General features: G+C 45.3%; 14 protein-coding genes. 8 read left to right on the forward strand and 6 right to left on the reverse strand.

The annotated features are described in order from the left end of the window. Window positions 1–64: 64 nt before the first annotated feature. Window positions 65–4,717, reverse strand: a complete 4,653-nt coding sequence (locus DOM22_RS04830; RefSeq protein WP_168196552.1) for a hypothetical protein — start codon at window positions 4,715–4,717, stop codon at window positions 65–67. 396 nt (window positions 4,718–5,113) lie between these two features. Between DOM22_RS04830 and DOM22_RS19850 the strand changes: the two genes are divergently transcribed. The 3 genes from DOM22_RS19850 to DOM22_RS04840 all read left to right on the forward strand — a co-directional run bounded on the left by DOM22_RS19850 (window position 5,114) and on the right by DOM22_RS04840 (window position 6,299). Continuing rightward, on the forward strand, window positions 5,114–5,278 hold the full coding sequence (locus DOM22_RS19850; protein ID WP_168196553.1) for a hypothetical protein: 165 nt from the start codon (window positions 5,114–5,116) through the stop codon (window positions 5,276–5,278). A gap of 74 nt (window positions 5,279–5,352) precedes the next feature. Beyond that, window positions 5,353–5,550 carry a hypothetical protein gene (locus tag DOM22_RS04835; protein ID WP_142699291.1) on the forward strand — a complete coding sequence of 66 codons (198 nt, stop codon included), beginning with the start codon at window positions 5,353–5,355 and terminating at the stop codon, window positions 5,548–5,550. A 407-nt stretch (window positions 5,551–5,957) separates the two neighbouring features. Then, window positions 5,958–6,299 (forward strand): hypothetical protein, encoded by a 342-nt coding sequence (locus DOM22_RS04840; protein WP_142699292.1) that lies wholly within the window; start codon window positions 5,958–5,960, stop codon window positions 6,297–6,299. On the opposite strand, the gene DOM22_RS04845 is transcribed toward DOM22_RS04840, so the two are convergent. Then, window positions 6,300–7,733 carry a methyl-accepting chemotaxis protein gene (locus tag DOM22_RS04845; RefSeq protein WP_142699293.1) on the reverse strand — a complete coding sequence of 478 codons (1,434 nt, stop codon included), beginning with the start codon at window positions 7,731–7,733 and terminating at the stop codon, window positions 6,300–6,302. It abuts the gene before it with no gap. Window positions 7,734–7,847: 114 nt separating this feature from the next. After that, window positions 7,848–8,009, reverse strand: a complete 162-nt coding sequence (locus DOM22_RS19855) for a hypothetical protein (protein WP_168196554.1) — start codon at window positions 8,007–8,009, stop codon at window positions 7,848–7,850. A 204-nt stretch (window positions 8,010–8,213) separates the two neighbouring features. On the opposite strand from DOM22_RS19855, the gene DOM22_RS04850 reads away from it, so the two are divergent. Together DOM22_RS04850 and DOM22_RS04855 are read left to right on the forward strand one after the other, a co-directional pair. After that, window positions 8,214–9,023 carry an SDR family oxidoreductase gene (locus tag DOM22_RS04850; protein ID WP_142699294.1) on the forward strand — a complete coding sequence of 270 codons (810 nt, stop codon included), beginning with the start codon at window positions 8,214–8,216 and terminating at the stop codon, window positions 9,021–9,023. After that, window positions 9,020–9,586 carry a cysteine hydrolase family protein gene (locus DOM22_RS04855; protein WP_142699295.1) on the forward strand — a complete coding sequence of 189 codons (567 nt, stop codon included), beginning with the start codon at window positions 9,020–9,022 and terminating at the stop codon, window positions 9,584–9,586. The genes DOM22_RS04850 and DOM22_RS04855 overlap by 4 nt, the downstream gene beginning before the upstream one ends. A gap of 29 nt (window positions 9,587–9,615) precedes the next feature. Here DOM22_RS04855 and DOM22_RS04860 read toward each other — a convergent pair whose 3' ends face one another. After that, window positions 9,616–9,822: a hypothetical protein gene (locus tag DOM22_RS04860; protein ID WP_142699296.1), complete on the reverse strand. Its 207-nt coding sequence runs from the start codon at window positions 9,820–9,822 to the stop codon at window positions 9,616–9,618. A gap of 139 nt (window positions 9,823–9,961) precedes the next feature. Between DOM22_RS04860 and DOM22_RS04865 the strand changes: the two genes are divergently transcribed. The 3 genes from DOM22_RS04865 (at window position 9,962) to DOM22_RS04875 (ending at window position 12,494) form a co-directional block, all read left to right on the forward strand. After that, complete coding sequence (locus tag DOM22_RS04865; protein ID WP_142699297.1) at window positions 9,962–11,407, forward strand: DNA-3-methyladenine glycosylase 2 family protein; 1,446 nt, start codon at window positions 9,962–9,964, stop codon at window positions 11,405–11,407. Further along, window positions 11,404–11,883 carry a methylated-DNA--[protein]-cysteine S-methyltransferase gene (locus DOM22_RS20180; RefSeq protein ID WP_142699298.1) on the forward strand — a complete coding sequence of 160 codons (480 nt, stop codon included), beginning with the start codon at window positions 11,404–11,406 and terminating at the stop codon, window positions 11,881–11,883. The genes DOM22_RS04865 and DOM22_RS20180 overlap by 4 nt, the downstream gene beginning before the upstream one ends. Before the next feature lie 128 nt (window positions 11,884–12,011). Further along, complete coding sequence (locus DOM22_RS04875; protein ID WP_142699299.1) at window positions 12,012–12,494, forward strand: hypothetical protein; 483 nt, start codon at window positions 12,012–12,014, stop codon at window positions 12,492–12,494. Here DOM22_RS04875 and DOM22_RS04880 read toward each other — a convergent pair. Both DOM22_RS04880 and DOM22_RS04885 read right to left on the reverse strand, forming a co-directional pair. After that, entirely contained in the window at window positions 12,491–13,759 is a 1,269-nt protein-coding gene (locus DOM22_RS04880) for a hypothetical protein (protein ID WP_142699300.1), read from the reverse strand. The two genes, DOM22_RS04875 and DOM22_RS04880, sit on opposite strands and share 4 nt — an antisense overlap. Window positions 13,760–13,847: 88 nt before the next feature. Further along, window positions 13,848–14,693 (reverse strand): metallophosphoesterase, encoded by an 846-nt coding sequence (locus tag DOM22_RS04885; RefSeq protein ID WP_142699301.1) that lies wholly within the window; start codon window positions 14,691–14,693, stop codon window positions 13,848–13,850. Window positions 14,694–14,788 lie beyond the last annotated feature (95 nt).

A 14,788-nucleotide genomic window follows, 5' to 3' on the forward strand; every position in this document is an offset into this window, starting at 1 on the left:
TAACTATATTTCGTTGAGTACAAACGGCAATGAAAAAGCTGGAAGCCGCAAAGTGTAATTGCGATTATGGAAGTAACGGTGTCACCAGAATGCGACGTTTATACGAGTCTTGCATCACCAGACCCATCGGAGTGATTTTTAGTACAAAAGCTTTACCTCTGCTGCCTGGTAAAGTACCCGGCAGATTCAACCCAGAGACAGAAATCGATTGGAAGCCTACGCCAGGGCGGAAGCTAAAGACTTCGGTGATGCCGGTCGCGATATTATTAGCCACCATGTAGAAATCATCGTTGTCATTGTTGTAAACGGCATCAATCCAGACTCTTCCGGTTGGATAATTTGTTTGAGCAGTCAGGTCCATCACGTCAATGATCGTAGCCGGGCTGCCTGGAACGATTTTGCGAATTTTATCGGCGTCGAATACCAATAGATTGCCGTCTTTATCCGGCTGCATGCCATAGATACGTTTTAAAGGAACTGTCGTCGCATCCGTAGCGCTGGAGACAGTCGAAGTGCCGATCGTACCATTGCCGGCAGCAACAGTTCCTGCGCCGCCACCATTGGCTTTAAAGATTTTCAAATTCGCCGACAAATTTGTATCGGAATACGCCGTGAAGTAAAAACTATTGTCTGGAAGATAAGTCCCTGTCCAGCCCCAGTCATACATCGTCCCTGTATAAATAGTGCTTGAAATACCATAGTTGGCATTTCCGGTCACACTCCAGGCACTCATATCGTGAGTCGCCCAAGTGTACCTGCTGCTGCCATCTAAGCCATTGTACGCCAGGCTGCGGTCTGGAGCGACATGGATCGTACCAAACGTGTTCAGGGTCGCGTTCAGGGAAGAACTATAGGCCGTATCAACACGCGTGACGGCGACATCTGTGCCACCTGATGGCACACTTAGTTTTATGCGTCGTAAATGGCGAATACCACGAGTATAAAGGTAGCCCACTTTGGTGCCGCTGTCGTACTCATAGCCAAGTCCCGCAATAGATGTAAACGCCACCTGTGATGGGTCTGTACCGTTTCCGAATGTTAGGAAAGAGTTACCACCGATTTTTGTAGAAGACAGGGTTGTATTGAATTTTACTTCAAAAAGTTCATTCGTTTCTCTGGAAACAATGTAAACAGCCTTGTCTGAAGAGCCCACGGATACTTGGATCGTATCAATAGTGTCGGTTGCAAGTGTTGTCTTTACCCCGGCAGTAGTGCCAGTCGAGGTGTTCATGTACGTCACATCACGACCACTACGTGCATTTTGCATACAGAATATTTTTGAGGTGTCGCTGCCCATAAATACACCGCGAGAACAATAGCTCGCATCGCCATCCGAAGCGGATCCAGTCACAGCGGAAATATTATAACGTTGAGTCGCAGAGTCTTGGATTAAAGTAAGCTTACTTGCCTGATTGGCAGCGGTTCTCCACCATACAAAGATTTTACTTCTGTCAGGCATAACGGTAATAAACGCACCACGGGAAGTTGGTGACGTTACAAACTTACATGGCAAAGAAAGATCGTCCGTGAATACGGATGCGCTGACTGTCGGAGTATAGTCCGTACACATGGCAGTATTGCCGATAATCAGTTTTGGCGTACTTGAAGTATTGTTCAAATCAAGCTCATAGAAACCATTTGCAGAGATATTATCTGAATAAAGAGACGGGAAGTAATAGTAACCAGATTTTAAATACTGGTCAAAACTTGGACCTGAATTTGCCAAGCGATCATCACCGGTCAACAATGGCACTGTTCTGTTCCAGATGATGCTCTTGTCGGAAATTTTAATCCGGGTGATGGTATGACAAGGCGTTGACACGATGGTCATCGTATCACCAGTAATGTCGATAATTCGTGGCGTGATAAATTTCGCCACAGAATTTGTCGGGCAGCCCTCAACGAACATGTCACCGAGCCATTCCGTGATCAAACCCGTTTGACGGTCAATTTTCGTGATGGCATGGCGCAGACGAGAGCCTGAGTATAAGTTGTTTTGCGCATCCCCAAAGACACCACTGGAATTTGAAATATCTGCGGCACTGATATGCACTCCAGTTTCCAAATTCCCCGGGTCACCCACCAGAATTTGCCAAGCTGAGTTTTGAATCGCAGAAAGGGACGTCGTGATCACACCGCCCGCTGTTTTACATGCCACCAGAACACGGATCGGAGTCGATGCAGAAATCGTAGCACCCGCCGGTGTTGTTGCCGGAATCGTCCAATTATATGTGCCTGAGGCTGGCAGATTCGAAGTTGTGTCATCAACGATCGTAAAATAACTTAAACCGTCATCAATGGTGTATTGAATACTGGAGATTGGTTTTGTTGCCAGACCGATATCGGCACTGTTACTTGTACACTGCCAAGTGATTGGCATTACGTTACCAGGCAAATAAGTGCCGGAGCCCGAAGGTGACGTGACTTTGATACTTGGCGGGTTGCCGGTATCCAGTTTTAAAGTTACAGACTTAGTCAGGGACATGATCCCCGCATTGTTTTTAATTTGCGCATACACCGTGTGCGTGCCTGGTGTGTTTGCCATCGAGAAACTGAATTTATCACTCGAAAACGGCATCCACCCGACATCATTATCAGTATTCACATCAAAGTCAGTTTCAGAAATACGCATATAAGAAGTCGCTGAAGTCGAAGGCGTGACAGCCAATTGTGCATTCACTGAGGCCAGACCCACAACAGCCGCACCATCTGCAATTGTCAGTGTGTTGATTACCGGTCGCTCTGATTCCACAATAAGGTCTTTAATATAGACAGTTTGGTTTGCTGCAGCATCCGTTACGGTGACTTTGAGTTTAACTGTTTTCAAAGTTGCAGCAGTATTCCAAGTCGCATTGTAGGTTTGGTTTGTTGCACTGCCTGCGGGTAAGGCCTGCGTTGAAATTACGGAATAGTTCGCACCCGCGTTCTCGCTATATTCAAGAACGGTATTTTGCGAGGTAGACGTATGAATATCAGTCACACGCCATGTAACTGTGGCAGCGACACTTGTTTTTTGGTCCGTCGTCGGAGTCACCCATGTAATAACCGGGGGAGTCGTGTCCAGAACGATAGATTTGCTATCAGATGTGGCAGAGATATTTCCGGCGACATCTTTAGCCCAAATATAAAGAGTGTGAGTGCCTTCACCCACGACCGTATAGTTATGAACGACCGGAGTCGCTGCGCAGGCAGCCCAAGCAGGATTGCTCGCAGATGGCGCCCCAGCAGTTTCAGTTATTAGCAATGTCGCGGTATCGGTACAGTCTGCAACCGTCAAAGCAACAACAGGATTATTAGTTAAGGTGGCAGTCGTTAAAGTGGCCACCGGAGCATTCGGTGGAGTGTTATCAAATACGAAAGCCGCTGGAGTTGTCGTTGTTGAATTTCCCGCAGCATCTTCACTATACAGGCGCAAATATCCGGAAGCCGCTGGAGTGTAGCCAGTATAGGGTGAAGTCGCGGCCGTCAAGATCGCAACATCTGAATAAGTCGTGTTATCTAACGAGTACTGCAGTTTCAAAACGGCGACACTGGAAGTTACATCTGATGCAGTAAAAGCCAGACTCATAGCTGAGGAGGCTTGAGTTGCCGTCGGAACAGTCAAAGATAAAACCGGAGGAGTCGTATCATATGTGACGTTAATCGAAGTCGCAGTTGTTGAAATATTTCCAGCGCCATCTTTTGCCCAAAGGTAAACAGTTTTAATTCCATCGCCCATGGATAATGTGTAGCTTTCAGGTTGGGCCGCGGCTGTGGTGCAGCTGCGTGTAAAATCAGAAAATGCAACTCCGCTTGAAGTTGCACTTTCAGAAAGCGCGAAAGTTGAAAAGGTGTCGCAGTTGGCGAGAAGGGCCCCGGTTGCGATACTCACCGTGGTGGCGGTCGAGTTGGTGACTGCCGCAGAAGTTAAGCTTAAAGTTGGCGCAATCGCCGGGAACGTATTTAAAATATTCACTGAATATTCTTGATCGAACACAGCATAGTTCGAGTCAATCAAACCACCGCCGTCATCCGTACCGATTTTCAAACGAAGGATATTCATCCCTTGTGAATTTTTTGTCGGAGTAAAAGCGTAGGTCGCAGAATTGCCATCAGAGTTTCCATTTAGGATCCACTCATAGGCAGCAGAGTAACTGCCGTACCAGTGAGCTGCTGTTACGGTATGACTCGCAGAACTCATCTCGTTGTACGCCGTTGGTGCTGTCAGGGTGTCAATGTAAGGTGGCACCATGGATACGAAATCTGTAATTGCATTTAAACCGAAAGTCGAGACAACCTGAGCACTTTGTGTAGCCCCACTGCCGGCAGTCAAGCTGTCATAAACTTCGCTCATCGATTCAGAAGTAGCCACGTTCGGAGTGTTGGCGATTGTGGATATCACAGCTTCAAGCTCAGCGCTGCTAAGATCCTGAAGTTTTTTAACACCATTCACTTGCACATACGGAACTAAGCCGACCAAGCTCGTCGTGTAATTGACGATTTGATTTTCCATACCTGTCACAGGACGGCTTAATTTTTTTCCACAGGCATCGACCTTAATGAAATATTTCGCAGTCGGAGCAATAGTGAACAAGTTTGTGAATTGGAAACTATAATCAAAATCTAAATCGACAGACGCCAAGGGATTTTCGTCGACCGAGCCATCGTTGTTAAGCTGATGAAGATAGGCTTTTTTGTCACCTGCAGCGCAGGCAGCAGACGAGGTTATGCCGGTCATTTGCACTTTGCCGGTCAAAGTGTTGCCGTGTTCAGACCAGATATTTAAATCCAGACTGCAGGCTGAAAGAAATGATAGGGCGCAAATTCCCAGATATCTAGCTATCTGAGACAGTCCAGTTTTGAGACTAAATTCGCGTGTTCCCCGTACGTGCATATGTAATTAATCGGTAAATAGGAAAGTTCGCTGAATATACACAGCGGGTAAATCATCAATAAATTTTGATCAGTGACTCCAGTTCATGTTTTTGAGTGTGTTTTACGAGAGAAATTCTGCTTAGGAGTTTGAACTACTCGCGTTTCTCATTCTCAAAATAACTACTGATTTTAAACACCAGTCCTATTACTCACTGAAAATTCCCTTATAGTCACACTCAAGAGTAAAAGGAGGTGCCACATGGCTACCAATAAAAACAGTCGTAAAAGTTCGAGTACGAAAGCAAGTTCTCAGGGCCGTTCAAGCTCTGGCAAATCATCATCAAGCTCTTCGCGCGGCAGCAGCTCGGGCGGCAGTTCGCGCTCATCCAGAAACCAATCTTCAATGATGGAAGATGATGAATAGGTTTCTAAAAAAAATAAAAAGGAGCCGTCGTAAACTGGGCTCCTTTTTTTTACCCTCCAAAAAAGGAGTTCACGATGCAAACGAGAAATGTGATTTTAACAGCGGTCGGTGCCGTGGCGTTAGGCTACCTGATTAATAGACTAATTCAAACTCAACGGGAAGTTCCGGTTGTCGGGACCAAACCTTCTCGCGAGGAAGATGTCGACATGACTATCGACGATTCATTCCCAGCAAGTGACCCGCCATCCTGGAGTTCTGGAAACATCCATTAGGCCCGTGTCTGGAATTAATTTTTTTTGCGTGAGCAAAGATATTCCGCGTTCGGTTCATCTTTACGGCAAGTATTCTCTACTTCATCCCAACAGCCACGTCTTTCCTCACAACGGTCTTTGGAAATGAAATCCTTCATAAAGAAGATAAAGCCAACAGCGCACAACAATATTATGACGACAATGATGTCGTTAGATCGTCTCTTTTTGATACATCACTCCTGGAAAAAACGTACAGTTAGAGCTATGCTCCTGTCTTATCGGCTGGGTATTAAAAAAGTTTATGTTCCCTATCGAGAAAATAACAATATTTTGTTCCCGTCTTTGTGAGAACTCTCTATAGCCGAAGTATTTGTTAAGAAGTTGACAAACTTTCCCCTCCCGATAGGCTTTATGTTCGAGGAGAAATTATGAACGTACTCAAGACTTGTGTTGTAGTCATTCTGTTCGCAAACTCTGCCTTGGCTGAATCAACCAAATGCTTTGAAAAAATCAACCAGCAGGAGCGCAGAGACATGGTCGCTGCCTTCATGAATAAGAAATACAAGGACTTTGATGTAAAGTTCAATCAACTCTGCTTGAAGTATAAATCAGAACTTCTGTGCGATATTAAAACCGTAAAGTCCTCTGAAGCCGCGGAAAAGATGTCGGCAGTCTCACGACAAAGCAATTGTGCTGAAGTGATGAGAGTGGAAGAAGGCAAGAAAGTTAAGATCTACGCCTTCGATGATAAATCCGCTTCTAAAAAATAATTATAGCAGACTGTTTTGATCTTCGGCTTTGCCAGTAAGCTTTGAAAGAGTCTGCAAGATGCCACCCACATTGTGCGAGGCTTGGGAGATTCTTTCTGACATTTCAGAGACCACCTGGGCGACCTTGGCATTTTCTTGAGAAGTCTGATCAATTTTTCCAAATGCCAGGCTAATCTGCTGAATCGACGAAGACTGTTGATGTGATGATTCGGAAATCTCGGCATTAATACTGGAAACTTTTTTAACGGACTCAAGCACCTCTGACATGAACTGCTCACTTTCCTTCGCAATTCGCGCACCTTCGATTATCTGCAGCCGATTGCTTTCAATCATCTGCGAGATATCTTTGGCAGAACCCGCACTTCGTTGGGAAAGACTGCGCACGGCTTCAGCAACCACCGCGAAACCTTTACCCAATTCTCCGGCACGGGCGGCTTCGACCGAAGCATTTAGCGCCAGCAAGTTTGTTTGAAAAGCGATATCATCAATTGCTTGAATGATATCAACCATCTTTGTAGCCGAGGACTCCAGGCTTTGCATGGACTGAATCAAATGCTGAGTAGCTTCGGTACTTTTTAAAGAAGCCTGCAGAGTTTTTCCTGACACCTCAGCGGCAGAAATGGCCGAGTTCGAAGTGATCTTAAAAGCATTCGTAATATCTTCCAGCGAGGCTGCGGTCTCCTCTAGAGAAGCCGCAGATTGTGTCGCTCCAGAAGCAAGCATCGTCGAGGTTTCCGTTAATGCACGACTGGATTCATCCAGTTCGCCGCCAGTTTGCTGGACACCACGAGCAATCTCACTAATTCTTTGACTCAGCTTGTGAATGATCACTGCACCGAACAGCACACACAGAAGTGCGCCCACAATCGCCGTCGTCAAATTAATAGTGCGCAGACTTGCGCCCGAATTGTGAACGGCACCGGCGTCCTTTTCAATGAGTTCGCCCAGTTTTTCCATTTCTTGTTCCAGGACTTTAAAAGACTTTTCAAAATCTGGAAGTTTTAAAATCGCCACATCAAACCCTTGGTTGGCAGAAAGGCCGACAAGAGTTTCAGATTGCTCAATGTAAGAGTTCATCGCAGGCATGACGCTGGAGAGGGCCGCTTTGGTTTCAGACTGGAGTTGAAGGGAGGTGAGCTTCTCAATATAGGTTTTAAAATTACCAGCCATCTCTTTGACTTCGGTCTGTGCTTCGTCCAATCCAGGTTTGTCATTGATCTTGGCAGAGAGCAATGCACCTCTCGCGACCGCACGAAGTCCATCATGCATCATATCAGCCAGGGTCATATAGCGAACAGCGGGGAGTTGAATCTGCGCGACATTGTCGAAATTGCGCATCAAAGTGGAGGAGTTTACAAATGACAGAATTCCGACTGACATCAATATTACTGTAAATCCCAAAACCAAAAGCCACATCTGCTGTTTCAGTGTCATTAAACCTCCCCGGAGATTCAATTATGCTGAACTTCGAAGAGGAACTAAAGTTTGTAATACATTACAAGTGACTGGCCCTGACAAAAATCAGAGCCAGCTGTAATAATCTATACTTTAGCGTTGTTGGGAATTTTTAGAAGTGTTGGTGGATTGCTGGCTTGTGCGAGAGCTTTCGCCTTTTTGGCCTTTATCCCACGTATTCTGAGATTGGCCCGTCTGCTGTTGATTTTGCTGAGAGCGGCCGCTGTTTTGATTTTGTTGGTTTTGGTTAGCCATAAATACCTCCTTGGTTAATTACTATCCTCCGCCTGTTTCCCTGAATGAAAAAGACTGGAAAAGGCTAAGGATTCTTTCAATTAAGACACGATTTCGACCAGAGTAAGATCGTGGATGTGTGGTTTGACTGATTTCTTCAAAAATATTCCGCAGGCGCTTTGAAATTTCGCAAAATAGAAAAGTCTGAAGAGGAGGATCAACACCATGGAAAATATAGGATCAGGAAAAAAGCTTGCCGTCGTAACAGGAGCTTCCAGTGGTATCGGATTTCACCTGGCACACCAGTTTGCTAAAAATGGTTATGATCTTGTGGTCATCGCTGAGGATGAGGGAATTCATACCGCAGCTGATGCTTTTAGAGAGCACGGAAATTTGGTCCACGTGCTGCAAGCGGATCTTGCTGATAGATCTGGGGTCGAGCAAGCTTATCAGAAGATCATTTCAATCAATTGCCCTGTGGATTCGATTGCTTTGAATGCAGGCGTCGGAGTCGGTGGAGCAAGCTTTGACAAAACCTCGTTGGATCAAGAAATAAAAATGCTGAATCTGAACGTGATTTCAACCGTACATCTCGCAAAACTCATATTAAGAGATATGCTTAAAGTCGGGCACGGGAGAATTTTGATAACCTCATCAGTGGCAGCGATTATGCCGGGGCCTTATGAAGCGGTGTATGCCGGTACAAAAGCATTTGTACAATTTTTCGCGGAAGCTTTGCGGGCAGAGAATATCGATAAAGGCATCACGGTGACTGCGCTTCTGCCAGGTCCAACTGAAACCAATTTCTTCCATCGTGCCGGAATGGATGAAACTAAAGTTGGTCACGCTGAAAAAGATGATGCAGCAGAAGTAGCAGAGATGGGTTATGAAGCACTTATGGCAGGTAAAGACATGGTGATTGCGGGTTCGTTTATGAACAAGGTACAAACAGCGGCCGCGAAGTTTATGCCTCAAAAGGTTGCCGCCAAAATGCATGGCCGAATGTCAAAACCTGATTCACCTGACAAACGATGAAGCCAAATGAGATTCGCCAGCGCAATACTACGGCGTTATTGATTATTGATATGATCAATAACTTTGATTTCCCTGGAGGAGAGAAGCTTGCCGCTTCTTCTCTGCCAGTGGCGGGTAAGATCTTATCTTTAAAACAAAGAGCTTACAAAAAAGGAATTCCTGTTATTTATGTCAATGACAACTTCAAATTGTGGCGTTCCAGTTGGCAGGAAGTTTACAGATTTTGTTCTGAACCAAAATCCACAGGTCGAAAAATATCAGAGTTATTGCAACCCACTGAAAAAGACTATTTTATTTTAAAACCGCGGCATTCGGGTTTTTTTAATACTAATCTGCCGGTTCTTCTGGAAGATCTGGGTACTAAGAAACTGATTGTTACTGGAGTTGCAGGAAATATCTGCGTACTTTTTACGGTGAACGATGCCTATATGAATGATTTCAAGATTATAGTTCCCTGTGACTGTATCGCTTCCAACACTAAAAAAGAAAATGATTTTGCCTTAAAACAGATGAAGGATTTGATGAAGGTGAATACGGGTGCCGTGAAGGGCCTAAGATTGTAGGAGGTGCGGGATGGCGCACCTCCCGGTTCCTAGTGCTTTGTACGTTTGGATGCAGTTTTTTTGGCAGTCGAGCTCGACTTTTTTCCTTTAGCTCCACCAGTCTTTTTATTTACCGTGGCCCAACCGATGCGCGCCGCTGACTTGGCAGAACGGCCCTGTTTCTTTTCGCTTTCTTCAATATGCTCAGCCATTCTCTTTTGTTTTGGTGAATAGCTTTCTTTTGAACCTCTTGGCATAAATACCTCCGTGATTCCAATTTGATTATTCAACGTTATAATTGGCCAGAGTACTTTTGGGACATTGCAATCAATCATATTGCCGACAATGTCCGAAAACGGCCACTCATTCGTATTTATATGTGCTATGGTGGTCTGTATGAAACGGGATGATATCTATTACCAAGCAATGCTGGCGCGCGACCCACGGTTTGATGGGAAGTTCTTTGTGGGAGTAAAAACCACGGGGATCTATTGTCGTCCTATTTGCCCGGCAAAGCCTAAGCGTGAGAATACCGAATTTTTTGCGAATTCACATCTCGCCGAGGCCGCAGGCTATCGTCCTTGTTTGCGCTGTCGTCCGGAAAGTGCTCCGCAGTCACCAGCTTGGATGGGGAAATCTGCCACCGTGCAAAGAGCACTGAAGGTTTTAAACTCTTCAGAAGTTCTTGAATTCAACGAAGACGACTTTGCCGAAAAATTTGGAGTTTCCGCTCGTCATTTACGCCGTCTCTTTATTGATGAGATAGGGAAGACGCCAAAGCAGCTCGCTTTCGAAAACCGACTCAATCTTTCTCGCAAGTTGATTGTTGAAACCAGCTTGCCCATTACTGAAGTTGCGTTCGCTGTAGGCTTTGGTTCAATTCGCCGTTTTAATGACGCTTTTAAAGAACGCTTTAAAAAAGCTCCGCGGGAAATTCGCCGCAATCGTACGTTCGAAAAGAACGGTTTGCAGATCTCTTTGCCGTATCGTCCACCGTTTGATTATGAAGGATTGTTAAATACCTATCGCAATCATCGTATCGGTAATTTGGAATGGTTTGATGGCGATAAAATGACTCGAGTGGTTTCATTCGGAAAGCAGGTCGGGCAGATTAGTATTTCTAATATTCCGGAAAAATCATCTCTTTTAGTCGAGATTGATTTTCCCGATACCAGCGCGATTCACTCTATTCTGCATCGGGTGCGCAGTATGTTTGATCTGGATTCTGATCCCGTGATGATTGCCAATGCTCTTGAACGCGATAGTAAAATTAAAAGGATGTTAAAGAGTTATCCGGGAATTCGAATGTTCTCGGGTTGGGATGCCTTTGAGATTTCAATCGGTGCAATATTGGGCCAATTGGTCAGTATCGAGTTCGGTCGTACCTTGGTTCATGACCTGATTGAGATTGCCGGCAGTGATTCGGGGCTAGAGCGTGACGGCAAAACGATTAAGCTTTTCCCCACACCCGCTCAAATATTAGAGGCCGATCTGTCAGCACTCAAAACGACGGGGATTCGCAAGCAAACACTTAAAGAATTTTCCAAAGCCGTCGTAGAGGGGCGACTATCACTAGACTCTACTCAGGATATTGAGCAGTTCCAAAAGTCAGTCTTGGCAATTCGAGGGATTGGACCCTGGACGGCACACTATATTGCTCTTAAAGCTTTACGCAGTACGGATACTTTCCCGGCAAGTGATCTTATTTTAAACCGGGCTTTGCAACATCACTCTCAAGAAGTTATATCGCAAATGAGTCCTTGGCGCGGCTATGTCGCAGCACTTTTTTGGAGGACATATTCAGAAAATCTCAGTAAGAAAAAGAAAAGGAAGTCCCCATGACACTGATTCAAAAAAAACTTGAAACCAAAATCGGTCCCATGTTTTTGGTCGTATCAGAGAATGGCCTTAGGGGCTTGCTCTGGAGAAAGCAAAACGTCCCCATGATTCCGGGGACGGCGAAAATGGAAGCCTTGCTTTTAAAGGTCGAGCAAGAAATCGCAGAGTATCTTTCAGGAAGTCGAAAGTCTTTTTCGATTCCTTTGGATGTGGAAGGCACTGAATTTCAAAAACGAGTTTGGAATGAGCTCGCAAAGATTCCTTACGGCGAAACCAAATCCTATAAGCAGATTGCCACGGCTCTTAAAGATGCCAATGCCTGTCGTGCGGTAGGAACAGCGAATGGCAGAAATCCAGTGAGCATTATCGTCCCTTGTCACCGGGTGATTGCGGCTAGTGGAAAACTTGCCGGATACGCAGGTGGTATTGAGGTTAAGAAAGCTCTTTTGAAAATCGAAGGGCTGACTCTTAGAGACTAGCATTTGCATTAGTTCGTAGTTAAAAAAAACAGATCTGAATTTACCAGACTCCAATTTTGACTCCAAAAAGGTATTGTCGGCAGTCAAAAGCCCTTGCCTAGCCCTGCGTATTCTCTCAATATGATCTCATGATTCAAAAAGCCAACGGTGATGCCATTGAAGTTATTCTCGAGGGTCCTATCAGCGAGAAAACGGAAATCTTTGATATTAAAATTCAAAATTTCAAAGATATTAAATTGAACATGGCCAAGGTGACCTTTATCAATTCCATTGGGGTAAAGAACTGGATCTCGTGGACCACGCGAATGGCGACGGGAGCGAAACTGACTCTGGAAGAATGCCCTTACGTGATCGTAAATCAGGTGAACATCGTTCACGGGTTCGTTCCTAAAAACTCTGTTATCACTTCTTTCTTTGCGCCATTTTTATGTGATGCCTGCTCTCATGAGCAGGTTTTGAAACTGGAAAATGGTGTACACTACAAATACGCGCAAAATCAGCTTCCTCATGAAGTGAACTTGCCGGAGGTTATTTGCGCAAAATGTGGCGCCGTGATGGAACCGGATTTCATGGTCGATAAAACTTTTGGATTTCTGAAAGAAAAAACCTAGTTCAGATACTTTTTTAAAACATCGCGCATGGATTTTTTGTGCAGGGGAGTAAAACCCTTGTCGTTTTCAGTGGTATCTTCATCCACTAAAACCTGCCACATCCCAAAACCACTCATCCACGGCCATTGCGGCTCCCAGAAGGCTTTCAAAAAAGACTCCCATGCGGCTGACTGGTGAGCGAGATTTAATTTTCCTTTGCTGCTTTCATAGGCGGCGGGCTCCAGAAAACAATTTTCCACACTCGCGTAACCGACCTCTTGAATGTAGGCGGGCTTTTCGGCACCCAAGGTCAGTGCGATTTCTGTAAGGACGGTATCTAATTGTGACGCATGAGACTGGGGACGCGCTTCCAGTTGACGAAGCAAAGTGGAGTAGTCGGTCGAGAACTTTTCATGGGAACTGGCTAAAGCTCGGTAGTAATCAAAACCCACCACATCTAGGGAGTTCCATAACTCCTGCAGATCCTTTTGGTGTTTTTGATTTGCAGGCTTTTCAAAGTTTTCAGTCAGATAAAACTTCCACTGTTCAATTTCGCCGCCAACGATCTTTTGACCTCCGACTTGAACATACTGATCGGTGTAGTTTATTCCGTAAGTGATTTTAGTTTCTGGTCCCAAGATTTCACGGGCCTTACGAATCATCTCGACCCACTTGCCTGGATAACCCAAGCGCCACGTGGGCTCTCTATCTCCCAAGCCGGATGTCATGGAATTCATCTCGGCGCCGATCGAGTACATTTCGGCACCTGCTTTCGCAGCCAGTTTCAAATAGCGTTCTTGATATTTATAATAACTCTCAAACCACGCATCGGGATTTTTTGGTTGGATATTTCCGTGCCACCAGTAAATATTTTTCTTTTCAACGTAGGGGAATTCTCCCTTAGGACCGACCACCAACAGAATAGGACGGAAAGAAACGCTTAAGCCCAGGGACTTTGCGTAAGCGACGGTTTGTAAAACCAGTTTTTCTTCCATCGCTTGTTCTTTAACCGGAACCACGGGACGGATATCTGAACTGACTCCGGTGATCATGTGGGCGCGAAAATTTAAAATGACGGATTTAAATCCCAACTCTTTGGCAGAATTTAAAATCGAGCGAACGCGCTCGCCTTGGGCCGAGGAATCAACGGTGAAACCCCAGGACTGGTAAGTCATCAGGTGAAGACCTGCGACAGGCTTCGTTTGCGCAAAAGCCAATGCAGACATGAAAATCACAGAAATCGTGATTAAAAACGTACGCAAAATTGCTGAGCAAACAAACTTCATGGCCCTGAAGTAATAAACCCCAGAGGGTTGGTCAACTTAGCGGGTATTGCTCACTGCAGAAGTATGAAATTCTGCAGCTCGTCATCACTCAGTTAGCTTTGAAACCCACTTCGACGACGACGATCTCTGGTGGCACTCTGAAGCGAACGGGGAGAATGCTGTTGCCAGTTCCACTGGTCACCAAGATGTGATGATCCTTTTCGCTGATAAGTCCATAGCGATAGCGATCACCATATCGAGAAGGTATGATCGGTGCGCCGACAATGGGAAAGTTCACCTGGCCACCGTGAGTATGTCCTGCCAGCATCAAGGAAATGTCTTTTTTGGTTTCCGGAAAAACGTCGGGATTGTGAGTCAGCCCAATTGTGGGCAGATCAGATTTTTTATAACTCGCGATAAAATCCAAAAGTTCTTTGTCTTCCCAAAAATCACCAAAACCCACCAGATGAAAGGGATGATCTTTCCACGTAAGCTCAACCACCTGATTATCGATCAAGCGCACGCCATTGGATTTCAAGGCTTCAGAAATTTGTTCTTTGTTCGCCCACCAGTCATGATTTCCTAAGATGCTATACACACCCAAAGGGGCTTTTAATTTTTTCATTTGGTGAGCGGCTTTCAAAAAGGCATCGGCATTTCTTTGTGCAACAAAATCACCCAGAAACACGATCATGTCGGGTTCTTCTTTTAAAAGCATACCGACAATGCGCTCTAGGCGAGCTTCATCGCTAAAATATCTTCCCAAATGAACATCCGAAACCACACCGATACGCAAAGCCGGCAATGACTTTTCATGAGAGAATTGCAGGACATAGTTTTGCACCGTCAATGATCTAGGTTCTAACCAAAAAGCCCAGGCCGTCAGAACCCCCGCTGTGAAAATCAGAGCAATCGTTAATAGCTTGAACGCGAACTTTTTTCCTAAATTGATCATTGTTTGAAGGGTAACACTGGTTCTTAGCCTCAGCAAGGACGGTGAGCCTTTGACTCCAGAGAAAACTAAGGGAGAATAAGTGCACCGGGGGATCC

Source organism: Bdellovibrio sp. ZAP7 (assembly GCF_006874645.1).
Classification (GTDB): Bacteria; Bdellovibrionota; Bdellovibrionia; order Bdellovibrionales; family Bdellovibrionaceae; genus Bdellovibrio.

Coding starts and splice junctions, on each gene's coding strand:
- DOM22_RS04855 (WP_142699295.1), top strand. CDS start 9,020: ATGAAGCCAAATGAGATTCGCCAGCGCAATACTACGGCGTTATTGATT.
- DOM22_RS04835 (WP_142699291.1), top strand. CDS start 5,353: ATGCAAACGAGAAATGTGATTTTAACAGCGGTCGGTGCCGTGGCGTTA.
- DOM22_RS04850 (WP_142699294.1), top strand. CDS start 8,214: ATGGAAAATATAGGATCAGGAAAAAAGCTTGCCGTCGTAACAGGAGCT.
- DOM22_RS19850 (WP_168196553.1), top strand. CDS start 5,114: ATGGCTACCAATAAAAACAGTCGTAAAAGTTCGAGTACGAAAGCAAGT.
- DOM22_RS04830 (WP_168196552.1), bottom strand. CDS start 4,717: ATGACCGGCATAACCTCGTCTGCTGCCTGCGCTGCAGGTGACAAAAAA.
- DOM22_RS20180 (WP_142699298.1), top strand. CDS start 11,404: ATGACACTGATTCAAAAAAAACTTGAAACCAAAATCGGTCCCATGTTT.
- DOM22_RS04865 (WP_142699297.1), top strand. CDS start 9,962: ATGAAACGGGATGATATCTATTACCAAGCAATGCTGGCGCGCGACCCA.
- DOM22_RS04860 (WP_142699296.1), bottom strand. CDS start 9,822: ATGCCAAGAGGTTCAAAAGAAAGCTATTCACCAAAACAAAAGAGAATG.
- DOM22_RS04885 (WP_142699301.1), bottom strand. CDS start 14,693: ATGATCAATTTAGGAAAAAAGTTCGCGTTCAAGCTATTAACGATTGCT.
- DOM22_RS19855 (WP_168196554.1), bottom strand. CDS start 8,009: ATGGCTAACCAAAACCAACAAAATCAAAACAGCGGCCGCTCTCAGCAA.
- DOM22_RS04875 (WP_142699299.1), top strand. CDS start 12,012: ATGATTCAAAAAGCCAACGGTGATGCCATTGAAGTTATTCTCGAGGGT.
- DOM22_RS04840 (WP_142699292.1), top strand. CDS start 5,958: ATGAACGTACTCAAGACTTGTGTTGTAGTCATTCTGTTCGCAAACTCT.
- DOM22_RS04845 (WP_142699293.1), bottom strand. CDS start 7,733: ATGACACTGAAACAGCAGATGTGGCTTTTGGTTTTGGGATTTACAGTA.
- DOM22_RS04880 (WP_142699300.1), bottom strand. CDS start 13,759: ATGAAGTTTGTTTGCTCAGCAATTTTGCGTACGTTTTTAATCACGATT.